Origin of the sequence: Campylobacter corcagiensis (assembly GCF_013201645.1) — a bacterium.
Taxonomy (GTDB): Bacteria; Campylobacterota; Campylobacteria; order Campylobacterales; family Campylobacteraceae; genus Campylobacter_B; species Campylobacter_B corcagiensis.
In genome coordinates this window covers 1-20068 of record NZ_CP053842.1, presented here as the reverse complement: position 1 = coordinate 20068, position 20068 = coordinate 1, and the positions used below count along the sequence as shown (strand labels likewise).

General features: G+C 30.4%; 15 protein-coding genes, 1 other RNA gene and 2 pseudogenes. 6 read left to right on the top strand and 12 right to left on the bottom strand.

The genetic code is table 11. From position 1 onward, the window contains the following. Nucleotides 1-14: 14 nt before the first annotated feature. The 3 genes from hisF to rlmN are packed head-to-tail and all read left to right on the top strand — an operon-like array spanning nt 15 to nt 2352. Nucleotides 15-764, top strand: coding sequence for an imidazole glycerol phosphate synthase subunit HisF (gene hisF / locus CCORG_RS00090; protein WP_025802231.1), 750 nt, complete (start codon nt 15-17; stop codon nt 762-764). Next, nucleotides 761-1288, top strand: coding sequence for a purine-nucleoside phosphorylase (locus CCORG_RS00085; protein ID WP_025802229.1), 528 nt, complete (start codon nt 761-763; stop codon nt 1286-1288). The genes hisF and CCORG_RS00085 overlap by 4 nt, the downstream gene beginning before the upstream one ends. Next, a complete protein-coding gene (rlmN, locus tag CCORG_RS00080) occupies nt 1285-2352 on the top strand; it encodes a dual-specificity RNA methyltransferase RlmN (RefSeq protein ID WP_025802227.1) in 1068 nt (355 codons plus the stop codon). The genes CCORG_RS00085 and rlmN overlap by 4 nt, the downstream gene beginning before the upstream one ends. 84 nt (nt 2353-2436) lie before the next feature. On the opposite strand, the gene CCORG_RS00075 is transcribed toward rlmN, so the two are convergent. Next, a complete protein-coding gene (locus CCORG_RS00075) occupies nt 2437-3339 on the bottom strand; it encodes an RluA family pseudouridine synthase (protein WP_025802225.1) in 903 nt (300 codons plus the stop codon). Nucleotides 3340-3403: 64 nt separating this feature from the next. Between CCORG_RS00075 and purB the strand changes: the two genes are divergently transcribed. Together purB and CCORG_RS00065 are read left to right on the top strand one after the other, a co-directional pair. Further along, nucleotides 3404-4735 carry an adenylosuccinate lyase gene (gene purB / locus CCORG_RS00070; protein WP_025802222.1) on the top strand — a complete coding sequence of 444 codons (1332 nt, stop codon included), beginning with the start codon at nt 3404-3406 and terminating at the stop codon, nt 4733-4735. Between the two features lie 96 nt (nt 4736-4831). Then, nucleotides 4832-7207: a ribonucleoside-diphosphate reductase subunit alpha gene (locus CCORG_RS00065; RefSeq protein ID WP_025802220.1), complete on the top strand. Its 2376-nt coding sequence runs from the start codon at nt 4832-4834 to the stop codon at nt 7205-7207. A 504-nt stretch (nt 7208-7711) separates the two neighbouring features. Here the strand turns inward: CCORG_RS00065 and CCORG_RS00060 are convergent. From CCORG_RS00060 to CCORG_RS00040, 5 genes are all read right to left on the bottom strand, one after another. Beyond that, nucleotides 7712-8377 (bottom strand): hypothetical protein, encoded by a 666-nt coding sequence (locus tag CCORG_RS00060; protein ID WP_025802218.1) that lies wholly within the window; start codon nt 8375-8377, stop codon nt 7712-7714. A 27-nt stretch (nt 8378-8404) separates the two neighbouring features. Next, entirely contained in the window at nt 8405-8917 is a 513-nt protein-coding gene (locus tag CCORG_RS00055; protein WP_025802216.1) for a pyridoxamine 5'-phosphate oxidase family protein, read from the bottom strand. Nucleotides 8918-9145: 228 nt separating this feature from the next. Then, the gene (gene typA / locus CCORG_RS00050; RefSeq protein WP_025802214.1) at nt 9146-10951 is read right to left on the bottom strand and encodes a translational GTPase TypA; all 1806 of its coding nucleotides are present in this window, start codon (nt 10949-10951) and stop codon (nt 9146-9148) included. Nucleotides 10952-11026: 75 nt separating this feature from the next. After that, a complete protein-coding gene (locus CCORG_RS00045; protein ID WP_025802212.1) occupies nt 11027-11377 on the bottom strand; it encodes a rhodanese-like domain-containing protein in 351 nt (116 codons plus the stop codon). 2 nt (nt 11378-11379) lie between these two features. Next, entirely contained in the window at nt 11380-11802 is a 423-nt protein-coding gene (locus tag CCORG_RS00040; protein WP_025802209.1) for a hypothetical protein, read from the bottom strand. Between the two features lie 48 nt (nt 11803-11850). On the opposite strand from CCORG_RS00040, the gene ffs reads away from it, so the two are divergent. Beyond that, nucleotides 11851-11948: signal recognition particle sRNA small type (gene ffs, locus CCORG_RS00035), an RNA gene on the top strand. Nucleotides 11949-11954: 6 nt separating this feature from the next. On the opposite strand, the pseudogene CCORG_RS00030 reads toward ffs, so the two are convergent. The 6 genes and pseudogenes from CCORG_RS00030 to dnaA all read right to left on the bottom strand — a co-directional run. Beyond that, nucleotides 11955-13169: pseudogene (locus tag CCORG_RS00030) on the bottom strand (HD domain-containing protein); the annotation flags it as partial. A gap of 244 nt (nt 13170-13413) precedes the next feature. Next, nucleotides 13414-13791, bottom strand: a pseudogene (gene queF / locus CCORG_RS08880) (preQ(1) synthase); the annotation flags it as partial. A 22-nt stretch (nt 13792-13813) separates the two neighbouring features. Continuing rightward, a complete protein-coding gene (locus CCORG_RS00020; protein WP_025802203.1) occupies nt 13814-15220 on the bottom strand; it encodes an EAL domain-containing protein in 1407 nt (468 codons plus the stop codon). After that, the gene (gene gyrB / locus CCORG_RS00015; RefSeq protein ID WP_025802201.1) at nt 15220-17529 is read right to left on the bottom strand and encodes a DNA topoisomerase (ATP-hydrolyzing) subunit B; all 2310 of its coding nucleotides are present in this window, start codon (nt 17527-17529) and stop codon (nt 15220-15222) included. The genes CCORG_RS00020 and gyrB overlap by 1 nt, the downstream gene beginning before the upstream one ends. A gap of 10 nt (nt 17530-17539) precedes the next feature. After that, entirely contained in the window at nt 17540-18613 is a 1074-nt protein-coding gene (dnaN, locus tag CCORG_RS00010; RefSeq protein WP_025802199.1) for a DNA polymerase III subunit beta, read from the bottom strand. A 120-nt stretch (nt 18614-18733) separates the two neighbouring features. After that, a complete protein-coding gene (gene dnaA / locus CCORG_RS00005; protein WP_034971359.1) occupies nt 18734-20059 on the bottom strand; it encodes a chromosomal replication initiator protein DnaA in 1326 nt (441 codons plus the stop codon). Nucleotides 20060-20068 lie beyond the last annotated feature (9 nt).

The following is a 20068-nucleotide window of genomic DNA, read 5'->3' as shown; positions in this document are numbered from 1 at the left end:
AAAAAGGTGAAAATATGGAAAAACTTATCATTCCTTGCTTAGACATGAACGGCGGTAGAGTTGTAAAAGGTATAAATTTCGTAAATTTACGCGATGTTGGAGATCCTGTTGAGACTGCGATAAAATACGAAGAAGCTGGAGCTGACGAGCTTGCTTTTTTAGATATTTCAGCTACAACTGAAGGTAGAAAAACTACTTTTGATATGGCTATAAAAGTAGCAAATTCTATTAAAATTCCACTAACTGTTGGTGGCGGTATTGCTGAACTTAGCGATATTGAGAGACTCTTAGAAGGTGGTGTTAGTAAGGTTAGCATAAACTCAGCTGCTGTTAAGAACCCAAATCTAATTGATGAAGCAGCAAAATGCTTTGGAAGCGATAAGATAACAATAGCTATTGATGTTAAAAAAGTTGGCGAGATTTATCATGTTTTAATAAATGGTGGTATGGTTGATACAGAAAAAGACGCTCTACTTCATGCAAAAGAGATGAAAGATAGAGGTGCTGGTGCACTACTACCTACTTCGCTTAATAGAGATGGTATGAAAAATGGCTATGATTTAGAAATAACTAAAGCTATGAAAGATGAAACTGGGCTTTTTACAATAGCAAGTGGTGGAGCTGGATCAATGGATGATGTAAAAGAAGCTTTACTAGCTGGTATTGATGCAGCTTTAGCGGCTTCAATTTTTCACTTTGGCGAAGTTAAAATTCCAGAACTTAAAGCATATCTTAAAGAAAATGGTATAAAGGTTAGAGATTGATCGTCTGTGCTGGAGAGTGTGAAAGCTTTAGTTTTGCCACTCCTATTGGTATTGGATTAGTAAATGCTGCTATAAATTTAACTAAGCTAGTACTAACTAACAAGCCAAAGGAGTTAGTCTTTATTGGTACTGCTGGGCTTTATAAAAGTGGAAAAATCTTAGAAATTTATGAGAGTTTTGAAGCTAGAAATCTTGAAATTTCTAAAATTCTAGGCTTTTCTTACTCCCCACTGCAGGGGCAAAATTTAACTAATGTTTCACGTGAAACAATACTAACAAATTCGTCAAATTTTATAACAACTAACAAAGAGTTAGCTCATAAATTTTATGATTTTGGTTTTTTTATGGAAAATATGGAGCTATATTCTATTTTAGAGGTTGGAAAAAAATTTGAAATTCCAAGTTATGGAATTTTGTGTGCTACAAATTTCTGTGATGAAAACGCTCATGCTGATTTTATAAAAAACCATAATGATGCTAAGAAAAGATTAGAAGAGTATGTCAAATCAAAAGGGCTTATATGATAAATTTACTTGATTTAACAAAAGAAGAGCTAGAAGCTAAAATTTCACCAAGCTTTAGGGCTAAGCAAATTTATGAGTGGATTTATAAAAAAGATGTAAATTCTTTTGATGAGATGTTAAATTTACCAAAAGATCTAAGATTAAAATTGAGAGAAAATTTCTATTTTGATCCATTAAAAAAGGTAAAATCTCAAGAGAGCAGAGATGGAAGCATAAAATATCTATTTGCTTTAAAAGATGGTAAAACAATTGAAACTGTCTTACTTCCTATGAAAGATAAAGAAGTTGATGAAAATGGTGAAATCACCCGCCATACACGATATACAGTCTGTGTTAGTTCGCAAGTTGGTTGTAAAATGGGCTGTTCATTTTGTCTTACAGCAAAAGGTGGATTTGTTAGAAATCTTACAGCTGGAGAGATAGTTGCTCAGGTTTTATATCTTAAAAAAGAGAATAATATCCCTCATCATAGACGAGTAAATATTGTCTATATGGGAATGGGTGAACCACTAAATAACCTTGAAAATGTTGCAAAAGCAGTTAAAATTTTTACCAATAATGATGGTTTGGCCATTTCGCCACGCCGTCAAACCATAAGTACAAGCGGTCTTAGTTCACAGATAAAAAAGCTCGGAGATCTAAATTTGGGGGTTCTTCTAGCCATATCACTTCATGCTGTTACTGATGAGCTTCGTACAAGATTAATGCCAATAAACAAAGCATATAATATCGCTTCAGTAATGGATGCTGTAAGAGAATTTCCTATAGATATGCGAAAAAGAGTGATGTTTGAGTATTTAATGATAAATGGATTAAACGATAGTCTAAAAGATGCTAAAATTTTGGTTAAATTACTTCACGGCATAAAGGCTAAAGTTAATTTAATCTACTTTAATCCGCATGAAGGAAGTGAGTTTACTCGTCCAACAGAGCAAAATATGGTAGCATTTCGTGATTTTTTACAAAGTAAAGGGGTAACTTGCACCATCAGAGAGTCAAAAGGCCTTGATATCTCAGCAGCATGTGGACAACTAAGAGAAAAGGAGAGAAATGACAACGCTTGATATAGCCCAAATAGTTTTTATAGTCGTAGTTGTTGTTCTTGGAATGGGACTAATATTAAAAGTTATTATAGAAGATAAATAGCTTTAAATAACTAGTGAATTTATGAATTCATATTCTACATTGACTTTAGTATTTATATTATAAATTTTATCTCTAAATTCAAAGCTTAAACTAACAGAGTGTAACAAAAGCCTACTAGCTTTTGTTACTAACTCACGCTCGCTAACACTAACTAATCCATCCAAAAATTTAGAAGCAAACTCATCACTAACACCATACAAAGCATCACCAACTATATTATGTTTCACGTGAAACATATGAACTCTTATTTGATGTTGACGACCTGTTAATGGATAGCATTTTAGAAGTGTAACACCTAAATCTTGATACACTTTAACAACATCAAATTTAGTAACTGCTTTTTTACCTAACTTACTAACAAACATCTTGTTTTTTAAAGTTTTAGCACCACTTTTCAAAGCTAACGGCTCACTAACAACAAAGTCATTTTCTATAACTCCATTAACTAACGCCATATAACACTTTTTTACTTTGCCATGCTCAAATTTAGCTTTAATTTCACGCTCAACTTCTAAATTTTTTGCTACTAACAAAACTCCACTTGTTTCTCTATCAAGCCTATGTGCCACACTTGCATTTCGTCCAAATTTAGACCAAATTTCATCATTCATAGAGTAAAGAGATTTTCTACCATTTGGATGAGTTAAAACTCCGCTTGGTTTATCATATGCAGCAAAATACTCATCTTCAAATATCGGTTCAAGCCCCCTGCTCTCACACTCATAATCAATCAAAAAAATATCACCAAAGGCTATGGTATTTTTAGATAAAATTTCATCACCACAAAATAGCCTTCTTTTATCTATTAGTCTTTGGCTCTCTTTCATGGAGTATCCTAAATTCAATAAAATTTCATAAGCTTTTTTACCATTTGAAGTTGCAATTTTTTTCTTAATATAAGGCAAATTTTACCCTTTTTATGTTAAAATTTATGATTATTTTAACATAAAATTTCACAAAAGGTAAAAAATGGTAGAAAGATACGCACGAAAGGAAATGAGTGAAAAATGGAGCGTTCAAGCAAAGTATGATGCTTGGCTAGAGGTTGAAAAAGCAGCTGTAAAAGCTTGGAATAAACTTGGATTTATTCCAGATGATGATGCTAAAAAAATTTGTGAAAATGCTAAATTTAACATAAACAGAATTGATGAAATAGAAAAAACTACAAAACACGATGTTATAGCATTTTTAACAAGTGTAAGCGAAAGCCTTGGGGAAGAGAGCCGTTTTGTTCATTACGGAATGACATCGAGTGATTGTATAGATACAGCTATGGCGCTTCAGATAAAAGATAGCTTAGAGCTCATTATAGAAGATATTAACCACTTAAAAGATGCAATAAAAGCTAGAGCAAATGAGCATAAATTTACACTCATGGTCGGTAGAAGTCATGGAATTCATGGAGAACCAATAACTTTTGGTCTGGTTTTAGCGATATGGTATGATGAGATAAACCGTGCTTTAGAGCTTATAAATCACGCTAAAAAAGTCATAAGTTATGGCAAAATAAGTGGAGCGATGGGAAATTTTGCTCACGCACCACTTGAACTTGAAGAGTTAGTTTGTGAAAATTTAGACTTAAAACCAGCCCCTGTTTCAAACCAAGTCATACAAAGAGATAGATATGCTCAGGTTGTAAGTGCTATTGCTATACTTGCTTCATCTTGTGAGAAAATAGCTATAGCTATACGCCATTTTCAAAGAACTGAAGTTTATGAAGCTGAGGAGTACTTTAGTCCTGGTCAAAAAGGCTCAAGTGCCATGCCACATAAACGAAACCCTGTATTAACAGAAAATGTCACAGGACTTTGTAGAGTGCTTCGATCATATGTAGTTCCTGCTATGGAAAATGTAGCTTTATGGCATGAAAGAGATATAAGTCATAGTTCAGTTGAGAGATTTATAATGCCTGATATGTTTATTACAGCTGACTTTATGCTAAACAGACTCGCAGGAGTTATAGAAAAGCTTCTAGTCTATCCTGAAAATATGATGAAAAACCTAAATTTAACAGGTGGGTTAGTTTTTTCTCAAAGAGTGCTTTTAGAACTACCAAAAAGAGATGTTAGTAGAGAAGATGCTTATAAAATAGTTCAAAGAAATGCTATGAAAGTATGGGCTGATTTACAAGAAGGTAAAAAAGCCATGGATGATGAAGGTCATAGCCTGTTTTTACAAAATTTATTAAACGATAAAGAACTAGGTGAAAAATTAAGTGTAGATGAGATAAAAGAGTGTTTTAACTACGATTACTACACTAAAAATGTAGATAAAATTTTTGTTAGAGTGTTTAATAAATAAAATCTATGTCTTAAATTTAACTATAAATTTGTATAGTAAAATTTATTAAAAATTTAACAGTAGTATAAGATACAAGATAATAAAGTAAGGAAATAGATGAGAGTAATTAAAAGAAGTGGTAGAACTGAAGAATTAGACATCAGTAAAATTAAAAAATACACTACTGAAGCTGTTGCTGGGCTTGAAAATGTAAGTCTTAGCGAACTTGAAGTAGATGCTAAAATTCTGTTTCGTGATATGATAACAACTGAAGAAATTCAGCAAACTTTAATAAAAACAGCAGTTGATAAGATAGATGTAGACCGCCCAAACTGGACATTTGTAGCGGCAAGACTCTTTTTATATGACCTTTATCATAAAGTCACGGGATTTAGCGGATATAACACCTTAATGGAGTATTTTAAACGCGGTGAAGAAGCTGGGCGTATAGTTTTAGGACTAAAAGAGAAGTATGATTTGGATGATTTAAACTCATACATCAAACCAGAGCGTGATTTACAGTTTAACTATTTGGGTGTAAAAACTTTGTATGATAGATATCTTTTAAAAGATAAAGACGCAAAACCAATCGAACTTCCACAACATATGTTTATGGCGATTGCTATGTTTTTAGCTAGTAATGAGCTTGATTGTCAAAGTTGGGCTAAGAAATTTTATGATTTAATCTCTAAATTTGAAGTTATGCCAGCAACTCCAACTCTATCAAATGCTAGAACTACTCGCCACCAACTCTCATCTTGTTATATCGGCTCAACTCCTGATAATATCGAAGGAATTTTTGATAGCTATAAAGAAATGGCATTACTATCTAAATTTGGCGGTGGAATTGGCTGGGACTGGAGCAAAGTTAGAGCAATGGGCGGAAGCATTGATGGGCATAAAAACGCAGCTGGTGGCATCATACCATTTTTAAAAATCACAAACGATATCGCCGTTGCCGTTGATCAACTAGGCACTAGAAAAGGTGCGATCGCTGTTTATATAGAACCTTGGCATATGGATATAAGCGACTTTTTAGACTTAAGAAAAAACTCAGGCGAAGAAAGGCGTAGAGCTCATGAAATTTTCCCAGCTTTGTGGATAAATGATCTATTTATGAAGCGAGTTGAAAATAACCAAAGATGGACTCTTTTTGATCCATATGATACGCCTGATTTACCAAATTTATATGGTGATGAGTTTGAAAAAAGATACCTTGAGTATGAAAAAGATGAAAAGATTGCTAAAAATAGCGTTTTAGCAAAGGATTTATGGAAAAAGATCTTAACTAGCTACTTTGAAGAAGGAATGCCATTTCTTTGCTTTAAAGATACAGCAAACAGAAGAAATCCAAACTCTCACACAGGCATAATTAGAAGCTCAAATTTATGCACTGAGATTTTCCAAAATACAGAGCCAAATTACTACAAAATTAAAGTTGTTTTTGAAGATGGCAGCATAGAGCTATATGAAGAAAGCGATATCATCACAACAGATAATGGTATAACCAAAAAAGCTAAAAAAATAACCTCACTTGATACTTTAAATAACAAAAAAATTTTTATCGTTGAAAAAGAGATGGATGAAGGTCTAACAGCTGTTTGTAACCTAGCTAGTATAAATTTAGGTCGTATAAACAATAAAGAAGATATAAAAAGAGTTGTGCCAACAGCCATTAGAATGCTTGATAACGTTATAGAGTTAAATTTCTATCCTCACGCTAAAGTTAAACATACTAATCTAAAATCTCGCTCAATAGGGCTTGGAATAATGGGTGAGAGTGAAATGCTAGCCATTAAAGGTGTAAGTTGGGGAAGTTATGAGCATTTAGAGTTAATTGATAAAATCATGGAAAATATAAGCTATGAAGCCATTTATGCTAGTTCAAATTTAGCACTTGAAAAAGGTAAATATCCTGATTTTGACGGCTCAAAATGGAGTCAAGGAATAATGCCAATTGATACAGCAAACGAAGAGGCAAAAAAACTAGTAGTTAGAGGATCTTTGTTTGATGACGCCGCATGTGATTGGGAAAGTTTACGCCAAAAGGTAAAAAAAGATGGTATGAGAAATGGCTATTTAATGGCTATAGCACCAACTTCAAGCATAAGCATCTTAGTTGGTACCACTCAAACTATAGAGCCAGTTTATAAACGCAAATGGTTTGAACACAACCTTAGCGGAATGATTCCTGTTGTTGTACCAAATTTAAACATCGACAACTGGAATTACTACATTCCTGCTTATGAGTTAGACCAAAGACTGCTTGTAAAAGCTGCTGCTGTTCGCACAAAATGGATAGATCAAGGTCAAAGCTTAAATATCTTTATGACACTTGATAAGGCAACTGGTGGAACGCTAAATCAAATTTACACTCTTGCTTGGAGGCTTGGCGTAAAGTCAACATACTATCTAAGGAGTGAAAGCCCAGATACATCAAAAGCCGAAAAAGCAGCAATGGATAGAAGTATAGAGTGTTTTAGTTGTCAATAAATTTTATATCTTTTCAAACTAGGAAGTTTTTAAATTTATAACTATTTTAACTTTAAGTCTTAACAAAAGAGACTTAAAGTGTGGTTATATGTTTAGGTTTTTATTCCATTTGGTTTTAAATTTTGCTAAATTTAAAGCTTAGAAAAATTCTTATCTATTTTGATAAATACCCCATAATTATCATTTCTAAAATTTTAAAATCCTTTATTTTTATACCTTTTACTGCTAAAATTACTTATCAAAACAATAGATATCATAACTAAAAATATAGATATATAAACAAAATACCCTTAAATTGTCCATATTACTTAATAAATTGCTAAAAAATTTAGTTTATAAAATAAAAAACTTATAACTTTAAATAAAAATAGATATAGTCAAAACCATTATGCAAATTATAGAAAAATATCTAAAAACAAGATAATTTAAGCGAATTTTCTATTATTAATTTTAGTAAACATTGCCTATTTTGACATTAACCTACAACACTCTTTTAAATTTAAATTAACTTTTTTTAAAATATCTATATTCATTTATTAGATTTAGCGGTATTGATAACCAGACTGATAGTGGTAAATATACAACAAAACCTAATGCAAAAAATACATAAAATATATGAAAAGGATTATCTTCTGTCATATTATCAGAGTAATTAGTACTATGTATCAAATTATATTTATAATATATAAACATACTAATTGCTGGAAAAATTACAAAATAAAACTCCTTATATAGCACTTTTTCATTTAGTAATTTATAAAATTTTTTAATTTGACATATAGAGATAATATAAATTAAAATAGAGATAAAATATAAAATATTTGCAAATTGTAAATTGTTTTCATTCACGTCTAAAAAAACTATAAATAATGGAAAAATATTAAAAATGTATGATAAAAAAAGCCGTTTTTTATTGTAAAAATTTGTAAAATAAAATATTTTACAAAATACAATCAAAGATAAAAGTAAAACATATATTTTATAAAAAATAGGTTCAGCTAAAGCCCCTATTGGAATTGCAAGAATTTGTACTGCTTCGTAACTAAAATAATCAAATTTTAGCCAACTAAAATACATAGCCAAAGCCATACCGACTAAAAATATAACAGCTTGAATTTTAACTAAAAAAATTCTCTTATTAATTAAATTTGTCTGATTTTTATTTATCATTTTCACTCTTTTAGTTAAATTTTAAATTTACTTTAAAATTTTAGCCTTAGCACTCATAGAAATTATTTTAAATTTATAGATATTTGTTTTATTTAGGCTAAATTTCACAGCTTCATCAAAGGCCTCCATATATTTTGGTGTGTATTTTTCACAAAGAAGTCTTAAAGCCATTATCTTTTCATCACTTTCTAAAACCTCATAAGCTAGGGTTTTTAAAATAGCACTTTTATACTCTGTTGTAAAAACATTACTTCCTAATTTTTTAGGATTTTGTGCAAATTTGCAAAACTCATCTTTGCTTAAATTTGGCACTTTTGCGTGAGATACACAAACTATACTTACTTCTTTACCACTATGAAAAAGTCTTTTTTTACTTCCACTAGTTGCTCCATGAATGTAGATAAAATCCCCACTTCTTACAATAGACAAAGGCACACTAAAAATTTCATCATCATCAATAGTGGAAAATGTCGCATACTCGCACTCATCTATGATCTCATACGCACTTTCATCGCTTAGTCTTCTATCACTTCTACGCATATTTTTCCTTAAATTTCATAATAAATTTTGTAAAAATTATATTTTCAAATAGATTATAACCTTATATCTAAATTTTAAATAAGCTCTAAGCCAAAATTTTAGCGTTTAAAGCCATTATATTTGTTTTATATTTTTATGGGTTTACTTTGATTCTGTTTTGCTTTTAAATAGGCTTTAAAACGCTTTTATGAAGTATATTACCTAAGTTGAGAAAATCTCAACTTAAATTTAGTCTTTTTTAGACATTCTTTTACGCATTGTTGGATCAAGGTAGCGTTTTCTTACACGGATACTTTTTGGTGTTACTTCAACTAATTCATCCTCTTCTATCCACTCCAAAGCTCTTTCTAGCGTTAAAATTCTAGGTGGAACAAGTTTTATAGCATCGTCGCTTCCACTTGCTCTAACATTTGTTAAATTTTTACCTTTGATAGGATTTACATCAAGGTCATTTGGACGACTGTGTTCACCAATTATCATTCCAACATAAACTTTTGTTTGAGGATCAATAAAAAGCACACCTCTATCTTGCAAATTCCACAAACTATACGCAAGTGCAACGCCGTTTTCCATACTTATAAGCGCTCCATTTGCCCTTCTATCTACACTTCCGCTAAGTGGGCGAAATTCTAAAAAGCTATGGTTCATAACGCCCTCACCTTTTGTATCTGTTAAAAACTGACTTCTAAAGCCTATTAACCCACGAGCTGGAATTTCAAATTCCAGTCTTGTTTGACCATCGCCTGTTGGTGTCATTACCTTCATCTCGGCTCTTTTTTTACCAAGTTTTTCTATAACTGTTCCTGTACAATCATCTGGACAATCAATCACCAAATGCTCAAATGGCTCGCATTTTACACCATTAATCTCTTTTATGATAACTTCTGGACGCCCAAGTAAAAATTCAAAGCCTTCTCTACGCATATTTTCAGCTAAGATTGTTATTTGAAGTTCGCCACGACCACTTACTCTAAATTTACCCTCGCCGATATTTTCATACTTCATAGCGATATTTGTTTTCATCTCATCAGCAAGTCTTTCTTCGATTTTATTTGAAGTTACACTTTTTCCTTCAGTTCCAGCCAGTGGTCCATCATTTACGCTAAATATAACGCTTAGAGTTGGTTCTTCTATATGAAGTGGTTCAAGTGGCATAGGATTTGCTGGATCAACTACACTATCACCAACTCCAAGTGCATCAAAACCAGCAATTGCTACGATATCACCATGTCCTGCTTCATTTATCTCCATTCTATCAAGTCCTAAAAATCCAAGAAGTTTTGAAATTCTACCTGTTGATTTTGTTCCATCAGCTTTGATAAGCATAACATTTTCATTTTTAAAAATTTTACCATTAAATATACGAGCGATACCGATTTTACCAACATAGTTGTCATAATCAAGCGTAAAAACTTGAAGTTGTAAAGGCTCATCATCGCTTCCTTTTGGGGCTGGAACGTGATTTATAATCATCTCAAAAAGTGGATTCATATTCATATTATCACTATCCATAGACTCTCTTGCGATACCATCTCTTGCAGCAGCATAAATAACTGGAAAATCAAGTTGCTCATCATTTGCATCAAGTGCTACAAAAAGATCAAAAATTTCATCTATTACGCGTTCTGGATCGGCTGCTGGTTTGTCTATTTTATTTATAACAACTATTGGTTTTAGACCAAATGAGAGTGCCTTTTTTAATACAAATTTAGTCTGAGGCATAACGCCTTCTTGAGAATCCACAAGAAGCAAAACACCATCTACCATCTTTAAAACACGCTCTACTTCACCACCAAAATCAGCGTGTCCTGGAGTATCAATTATGTTAATCTTTGTATTTTTATAGCGAATCGCTGTATTTTTACTAAGAATTGTTATCCCACGCTCTTTTTCTATATCGCCACTATCCATAACTCTATCGGCTATACCTTTATGTTCATCAAAAGTCCCTGATTGTTTTAAGAGTTCATTTACCATAGTGGTTTTGCCGTGGTCAACGTGTGCGATGACTGCTATATTTCTAATATCTTCCAAATTTATCTCCGTAAAAAATTTTGCTGATTATACTGAAATTTCACTTATAAATAGGTAATAAATGGTCATAAATTTCTACTTAACAAAATTCTTATATCCATCCATATAGAGTTTTAATATACCGCCATTTAAATTTATGACCTTTTTAAAGCCATTTTTAGATAGAATTTGGGCTGCGTATCTGCTTCTAACCCCACTTCTACAAATAACATAAACAGGCTTATTTTTATCAATGCCACTGCTTAAAACATCATCTAAAAATTCAGTTCTTATTTGACTATGATCTTCTGTTGTAAGTGGAATTTTATATGCACCTTTTAAAGTTCCTGTAATATCAAATTCTTTATGTGTTCTTACATCAATAATTTGTTTATCGCCTACGATATTTTCATAAGTTGCATCTATTGAGTCAAAAGTAAACAGCATAATTATGAGTAAATTTCAACCTCTTTTAGTAAAAATTCATAAACTCTTTGTTGAACTAAAGCATAACCTTTACTATCGGCATTTATCAAACATCTTAACCTTTGAAAATTTATCTTTTGGATAAATTTTTTATTGTGTTTAAGGTCATAATCAATATCTTTTAAAAGCCTATCAAGCGTGTACTCTTTATAGGTATTAACCCTAAAAACATACTCTTTTGTAATGCTTACTAACAAGTCAGCTCTAAGGGGTTGTTTAGGATAAATTTCATCAGCTAATTCCTTTAAAATTTTATAATCCTTATCGCTAATTTGACCTTTTGGAAGTAAAATGGCAGCATAAATTTTAGCTCTAAATTCAAGTGAACTTGAGTGATACAAAAAAAGTTCTCTAAAAAATGATAAAAATTTAACTCTTATGCCCAACTATCAGCCTTTTTTAAGTAAATTTTAGGTATATTTCTATTTCGCCTCTTCTTAGACCTGTGCAACGCTTGTTTTAAGCATCGCTTCAGGGTAGGAATACAGCAGAGCACTTTTTACTTGTGTGTGCCGCAGCCATCTGGGAAGGGGTCTTTCAAACTAAAATGATCCATAAAATCCAAACAAATTTTACTAAAATCAACGCCTTCTATCTTTGGTTTTTCCATAAAAAATTTAAGCATTCCAACAAAACCATTTTCTAACTCTTTACTTTTAACTCCATAACTTATAGAAATTCCAGCCTCAAAAAACGCAGCAAGTTTATCACAATATTTAAGTGCTTTGCCATCTATTGCTCTAAATTCATCACTATTTACGCTACTAAGGCTTCCTTCATGAAATTTAGGACGATCTTTAAAGGTTCGATTTTCAAACTCATCTTTGACAAATTTACAACCATCACTCTCTTTAATACCTAAAATATAACTAAACTCATCTCTAATATGAGCTGGTACAAATGGTAAAATTTTATCATCAATAAGTCTCATCTCATAGTCATTTAATATCTCACTAAGCCCTGTAACGCCGTATTTTACTGGACTTATTATATCTCTTGTAAGGCTTTCTGGAAGATCGTGAAATAAAGCACAAAAGAAGTTAAACTCAAGCCTTTTATCACAAGCTTTTACCTTTAAAGAGTAAAAATAACCAAGAAGAGCAACAACTAACATATGTCCTAAAACGGAAGTTTCAGGAATTCGTGGAGTTTGAGCCCAGCGTTTTTGAAAGCGAAGTCTTCCTGCTAAATCAACAACTCTTGAGAGCTTTTTATTCATTATAATTTTACGAACACCAATTAACTCGTAATAATCTTCAATCTCTTCTTCTACTGCGTTTTTAAGCTCTTCAATATCACTTAAAAACTGGCTTGTTTGATAAACGATATTAAATTCCCACTTTGTAGCAAGATATGAAGCAGCTTTTAAGATAAGTTTTTCTTTACTAAAATTTGGATTTAGCAAATAATCCTTAAACCGCTCAAAAAATGCACCATTTTCAACATCTTTTATCTGATTTTCTAACTGACTTATCATCCACTGTGATACTTCAAATGAACGAGTTTTTTGAATTTGGTGGTAAACATCAGGACGGATATCTGTAACAACAACGCGTGCTAAAAAGTCAAATATCCCACCTTCGATGATTTTTTTCATATCTACATCGCTCTCATATTTTGCGATAAAATATGCAATAACAAATTTATGAGCTTGTTTATCAAGCTCAACTAAATCAACCATTTTTGGGTAATCATTCCACCTTGCAATTGAAGCGGCTTTAAAAATTTGATCTACTAAACTAGCTTTTATCATCTTTTTTTACCAATTTTGGCTTTAGACCTTTTGTATTTAATTTAGTAAAAGAGTCTCGTTTTTTATTAAAACCATCTCTTTTTTTATCGCTAAATTCTTTTTTATCTTTAAAAGATTCTCTTTTATTGTGAAAATTTTCTTTTATTTTTGTTTTTTTACTCTCTTTTTGGACTCTAAATTCCTCTTTAATAGCTTCAATAATATCACTTTTTTCAGAAATTTCTACTTTATCATTATTTTTTATCAATTTATTAGAATCAATCTCTATAACAGTATGAACATTTCCACGAGGATTAAAATCACCAACTATTTTCATATATTTTGGTTTTAATTTCTCTTCTAAAATAGTGTAAATTTCATTTATACTATCTTCATGGCTTATGTGACGATTCATAAATGAGTTTATATATAGCTTTATAGCTTTTAGTTCCACAACCCAGTTTTCAGGTGTATATTCTATATAAATTGTAGCAAAATCAGGATATCCACTTCTAGGACATAAACAACAAAACTCAGGCAGAGTCATCTTGATAAGATAATCTCTTTTGTTTTTATTTTCCCAAATTTCAAGGTCTTTTTGTGGGTCAAATTCTTGTATCTCTTTTTCTCCATATCTTAACATTTTTTTCCTTTTAAATTTAGCTTTAAATTTCAACTTTTTTTGGTTTATCTATATAAAAACCTTGAACAAAATCAACATTTGTATTAGTTAACTCATTATAAAATTTCGCCTTATCTACAAAGCGAACGATAGTTTTAGTGTTTAATCTATTTGAATTTTCATTTATAATGTCAAATAAAGTTCTTATTTTATTTTGGGAACTAAAATTTTTATTTAGCTCTAAATCATAAATAACATAGTCAAAATCTATATGTTTAAAATACTCAAAACTAGCATTATTTCCTAAAAATTGATTAATCGCTAATTCAAAACCATAGCTTTTAAATTGATTTACAATCTCAGTAAATCTAAGTATTTCATCATAGATATCTTTTTCAAAAATTTCAAAAACTATGCGTTTTGGATCTATTATACCATTAGTTATAAGGCGGTAAATTTCGTTTTTAAACTCTTGATTTCTAAGACTAACTGGTAAAATTTCTATAAAAACTTTTCCATCAAAAGAGTTAAAATCAAAGTGCTTTGCTATAAATTTTATGATTTGAAGGTCATATCTTATCTCGTAGTTATTTCTAGCAGCTATCTCCATAACTTTTAGTTTAGTTATATTTCCAACCTCAAAAGAGTCTATACTAATGCTTAAATTTAGCATATCTTTGTCATCTTTTAAGCTCTTTATAGTTTGGCTTTTTAGTTCAAATTTAGCTTTATCAATAGCATAACATACCATCTCATCTAAAACATCAAGTTTTATTGTTTGTGGTTTTTCTATCTCATCTTCATCATATAAAATTTTAGAAAATAGATAGTTCATAATATTTTCTATATTTTTATCAAAAGTTGTCTCAACAGTAGCAAATTTAATCTTAACTTCTATATTATTAATGCCTTCATTTGATAGTTTTCTTTCAAAAGTTCTAAGCATATGGCTTAAATGAGTGCTTTTAGCATCAACTAAAAATATAAAATTTCCACCACTATAACGCCCAATAGGAATCTCTTTATATCCATTTTTTTCAAAATATTCAGACAAGCTTAAAACAAAATTTTGAAGAAGTCTATCGCCATTTCTATATCCATATCTTAAATTTATATCTTGGATATTTGTAATAGTAATTAAAGATATATTTTTATTATTCTCTTTTTTTAGCTCATTTTTTATAATTTTTGTTATCTCTTTTCTAATAAAAGCTCCAGATACTTGATCAATACTGCTATTTTTAAATCCAAAATATATAAGATAAACTATATAATAAACATAACATACTATCAAAATTATAAATAAAATAGTATCTTGCCACTCATACATATCTTTAGAAACAATCGTATAAATAAGTGTTGTAAGAACTAAAACAAGAGGAAATGCTATCTTTAATGATAGCATAAAACGCTTTGAACGCTCTTTTTCTTCGCTAAATAAAATAGCCATTATATGTCCAAATTCTTTACATCTTTTGCGTGATCTTGGATATAGTTTCTTCTTGGTTCAACTTCATCACCCATAAAAAGGTTAAATGTTTCACTTGCTGATTGAGCATCTTCTATTTTAATACGCTGTAAAGTTCTATTTTCAGGATTCATTGTAGTTTCCCAAAGTTGTTCAGGATTCATCTCACCTAAACCTTTATATCTTTGAATATAAGCACCTTTTTTAGCATTTGATTCAATATCATTTAAAATTTCAATAAAATCTTTATCAAATTTCAAATCTCTAGATCTTATTTGATTAAACACATAAAGGGCCTCTTCAAAGATATAGTTTTCAAAAAGTTTATCATTAATAACAAGCTCTTCTAAACCATTTTCAGTTTGAACATAGATTGTTACGCCACTACTATTTACATAGTGGTTTAAAATATTATAGTTTTTGCTAAGTAGAAATTCTTTTATTTTTTCAAAAATTTCACTATATTCATACCCTGCTAAATCTTCATTTTCTATCATATATCTTATAGCTGAAATAACGCTATAACGCTTTCTAAGTTGAGTTAGTAAAGTTCTATATCTAGCAACTAATTTTAAAAAGCTTATTAAATCTTTATTTCCAATTCCTTCAAAACTAACGCCATCAATTCCTGTTTCAATCAAAAATTCATTTAAAGCTTTTTCATCTTTTAAATAAATTTCTTTTTTACCTTTTTTATACCTAAAAAGAGGTGGTTGAGCAAGATAAACATGCCCTGCTTCGACCATAGGTTTTAAAAATCTAAAGAAAAATGTTAAAAGTAGAGTTTGAATATGACTTCCATCAACATCAGCATCTGTCATGATTATGATTTTATGATATCTAAGCTTTTCTATATCAAATTCAGGTCCAACACCACAACCAAAGGCTGTTATCATATTTTTAATCTCTTCAGAACTTAAAATTCTATCAAGTCTAGCTTTTTCAACATTTAAAATTTTACCACGAAGTGGCAAAATAGCTTGAAAAACTCTATCACGACCCTGTTTTGCAGATCCACCTGCACTATCGCCCTCAACTAAGTAAATTTCACTAATTTCAGGATCTTTACTTTGACAATCAGCCAGTTTTCCAGGAAGTGTTCCAATACTAAAATTATCTTTTTTTCTAGTTAAATCCCTAGCCTTTTTAGCTGCTTCTCTACCACGAGCTGCCATTAAAGCTTTGCCCATTATAGCTTTTGCTTCATTTGGATTTTCTTCAAAGTATTTTACAAGATTATCATAAGCCATTTTTTGAACGAGTGGGCGAACATAGCTTGATCCAAGTTTTCCTTTTGTTTGACCTTCAAATTGAGGTTCTGGAACTTTTACACTAACAACTGCTATTAAACCCTCTCTAACATCATCGCCAGTTACTTTTATATCTTTTTCTCTAGCGTTTGCATTTTCATTTATATAGCTAGTTATAGCTCTTGTTAATCCAGCTCTAAATCCTGCTTCGTGAGTTCCACCTTCAGGAGTTTTAATATTATTTACAAATGATAGTAAATTCTCTGTATAACCTGAGTTATATAAAAGTGCAAAGTCAATTTCTAAATCATCTACTTTTTCGCTAAAACTAACCGATTTTGCAACTACTTCTTTATTATTTAGATCATTTACAAACTGATCAAGACCACCTTCAAAGTGAAAAACTTCTTTATAACCATCACGGTTATCTTTAAAATTTATCCTAACTTTTGGGTTTAAATAAGCAATTTCACGAAAACGCTTCTCTAAAATTTCTCTTTGAAATTCAACTGTTTCAAAAATTTCATCATCTGGATAAAATTCTATCGTAGTTCCAGTTCTATTTGTAGTTTTAATAACTTCTAAATTTGAAGTTGGAATTCCTTTTTCAAACTCTTGTCTATAGGTATTTCCATCTTTTTTGATAGTTAAAACTAGTTTTTTTGACAAAGCATTTACAACACTTACTCCAACACCGTGAAGTCCACCACTTACTTTATAACTATCTTTATCAAATTTACCACCAGCGTGTAAAACTGTTAGTACAACAGTAGCAGCTGGAAGTTTTTCTGTTGGGTGCATATCTACTGGAATTCCACGACCATTATCACTTATGATAGCTGAACCATCACTTGTTAGTTCAACATCTATCGTATCACAATATCCAGCCATTGCCTCATCTATCGAGTTATCTACAACTTCATATATTAAGTGATGAAGTCCGCCAACGTTTGTATCTCCGATGTACATTCCAGGGCGTTTTCTAACTGCTTCAAGACCCTTTAAAACCTTAATATTTCCCGCATCATAATGTTTTTCCATTTTTTTCCTTCTATATTATCGTAGGCATTATTACATTTATTAAATTATCAGTTTTAACTACAAATGCCGACTCTTGATTATTATAATTTAGTTCAAAACTATTTGACTCAACTGAGTTTAAAAAGTCAAGTATGTATTTATTTGAAATTCTTAAAACTATATCATTTATAACTTTTGTTTCACACTCTATTTCTGTTCTTGCTTCGTTATTATCATCACTTAAACTTTCAAACACAATTGAATTTTGTTTTATAGTAATACTCATCTTATCACAAATCATACTTATTGTTTTTATACCATCTACAAATTTATCTCTAGGAATAGTAATTGTTTCTTTAAATTCAGTTGGTATAACTCTTGTGTAATCTGGGAATTTTTTGTTTATAAGTTTTGTATAAAACTCAAAATTTTCACTTTTTATTATAAAAACTGCATCATCGTAGTAAATTTCAGCATTTTCAAAATTAAGCTTTTGCATCTCAGATATAGCTTTTTTAGGTATTATGATGTTTGAATTTTCACTATTTAGTGAATTTGTTTCTAATTTATAAAGACCTAATCTTTTAGCATCTGTTCCAACTAAATTTATATAACCATTTTTTGGATCTATAAAAGCTCCATTTAAAGCGTAATTAGGGTTATTATTATCAATTGTTGGCATTATTTTTTTAAGACTTCTACTAAAAAGATTTGAGTTTATATCAAATTTAGCCTTATCATCTGTACTTGGAAATTCTGGAAAATCAAGTGAGTTATACATTGGAAGCTTAAATTTGGCCTTTTTTTGTCTTAGAAAAAGAAAATCATTCATAGTTTCAACTATAATATCTTCATCTTTTAAACCTTTTAAAACATTTAAAATAGTAGCTCCATTAGCTGTTGCAGCACCTTCGCTTTCTATATTTAAGGTTTTTATATTGTAAGTTAGACCTATTTCATAATCAGTTGCTTTTATGCTAAGGTTTGAATTTTTAGCTTCTATATAGATATGAGATGTAATTGAGCTTATATCTTTTTTGTCAATATATGAGCTTACATTTGTTATTATATTTGATAGTAGGTTTTTGCTTATGACAAATTTCATACATTATCCTTTTTTAATTTAGTAGTATTAGTAGTAGGTGAGCTTTTTATGTGAATAAATATATCAAAGCTCGCTACATGGCTTTTTTTGTTTGCTATAAAAAAAGCTAATTGTTCACAACTATTCACTGTTTTTTCCTTTTAAAATTTTATTTTCTAACTCTTCAACGCGAATTTTTAAAAATCCATCTTCATCCATTAGTTCTTTAATTTTTCTAATGTTGTGACTAACTGCGCTATGATCTTTTAGTCCAAAAAAGCTAGCAATTGCTGGCATAGAGTTGATTGTTAACTTTTTTGATAGATAAATTCCTATACGCCTTGCTTCTACTATGTTTTTGCGGCGAGATTTTGATTTAATATCGCTAGGCTTTATATTTAGCTCTTTTGATATCGTTTCAATTACATCATTTATAGTAACGCTCTCTTTTTTCTCACGAATTTGATCTTGTAAAACACTTTTTGTAAATTCTAAAGTTATCTCACTTCTCATAAGGTTAGAAAATGCATTGAGTTTGTTTATAGCACTTTCTATTTCACGAATGTTATCGCCCATATTTGTTGCGATGTATTCTATTATTTTAGAACTAAGAACGATTTTATTATCTTCGCTTTTTTTCTTAATAATAGCTATTTTTGTCTCTAACTCTGGTGGAGTAATATCAGTGATGATTCCACTTTCAAATCGGCTTAGTAATCGCTCTTCAAAACCTTTTAAAATTTTAGGTGGTTTATCACTTGTCATAACTATTTGACCGCCAGCTTGCCTTAATTCATTAAAGGTATTAAAAAATTCCTCTTGAGTTTTTTCACCTTTTGTATTTCCTAAAAACTGTATATCATCAACTAATAAAAGATCTGTTTTTCTATATTTTAGGCGAAATTTATCCATAGTTTGATTTCTTATGTGAAACTGAAAATCATTCATAAACTGCTCACTTGTTACGCATATAACTATTTTTCCATTTTCAATACAGAAATTTCCGATGGATTGTAAAAGGTGGGTTTTACCAAGCCCACTAGGACCGTAAATAAAAAGCGGGTTAAAGTCCTTGCCTGGGTTTTTTGCTACACTTTTAGAACACTCATAAGCAAAACGATTAGAATCACCAACTATAAAATTTGAGAAGTTATATGATTCTATAAGTATAGTAGAATTTGGCTTTTCAAGATCTTTCTTAGCAGTTTTTTTATCTTTTAAGTTTAGTTTTTTTTCATTAGTTGTTATGATTATTTCAGGTTTTATACCTGTTTTTTTAGCATAAATTTCACTTAAAGTTTCAGCATATTTTGTCTGAATAAATTTTGCCATCAATAAATTTGAAGTTTTAAATACTATAAAACTTGGTTTTGATAGAGTTTTATCAAGAGCTAGTTTTTTTATATATTTATTAAATTCATTTGGCAAAATGCTCTTTTCAAGCTCTTTAAAAACCTCTACAGTTATCTCTGACAA

Bases quoted from the DNA above. Each gene is read 5' to 3' on its own strand.
- hisF (WP_025802231.1), top strand. From the start codon at position 15: ATGGAAAAACTTATCATTCCTTGCTTAGACATGAACGGCGGTAGAGTT.
- rlmN (WP_025802227.1), top strand. From the start codon at position 1,285: ATGATAAATTTACTTGATTTAACAAAAGAAGAGCTAGAAGCTAAAATT.
- purB (WP_025802222.1), top strand. From the start codon at position 3,404: ATGGTAGAAAGATACGCACGAAAGGAAATGAGTGAAAAATGGAGCGTT.
- CCORG_RS00065 (WP_025802220.1), top strand. From the start codon at position 4,832: ATGAGAGTAATTAAAAGAAGTGGTAGAACTGAAGAATTAGACATCAGT.
- CCORG_RS00060 (WP_025802218.1), bottom strand. From the start codon at position 8,377: ATGATAAATAAAAATCAGACAAATTTAATTAATAAGAGAATTTTTTTA.
- CCORG_RS00055 (WP_025802216.1), bottom strand. From the start codon at position 8,917: ATGCGTAGAAGTGATAGAAGACTAAGCGATGAAAGTGCGTATGAGATC.
- CCORG_RS00045 (WP_025802212.1), bottom strand. From the start codon at position 11,377: ATGCTGTTTACTTTTGACTCAATAGATGCAACTTATGAAAATATCGTA.
- CCORG_RS00020 (WP_025802203.1), bottom strand. From the start codon at position 15,220: ATGGCTATTTTATTTAGCGAAGAAAAAGAGCGTTCAAAGCGTTTTATG.
- gyrB (WP_025802201.1), bottom strand. From the start codon at position 17,529: ATGGAAAAACATTATGATGCGGGAAATATTAAGGTTTTAAAGGGTCTT.
- dnaN (WP_025802199.1), bottom strand. From the start codon at position 18,613: ATGAAATTTGTCATAAGCAAAAACCTACTATCAAATATAATAACAAAT.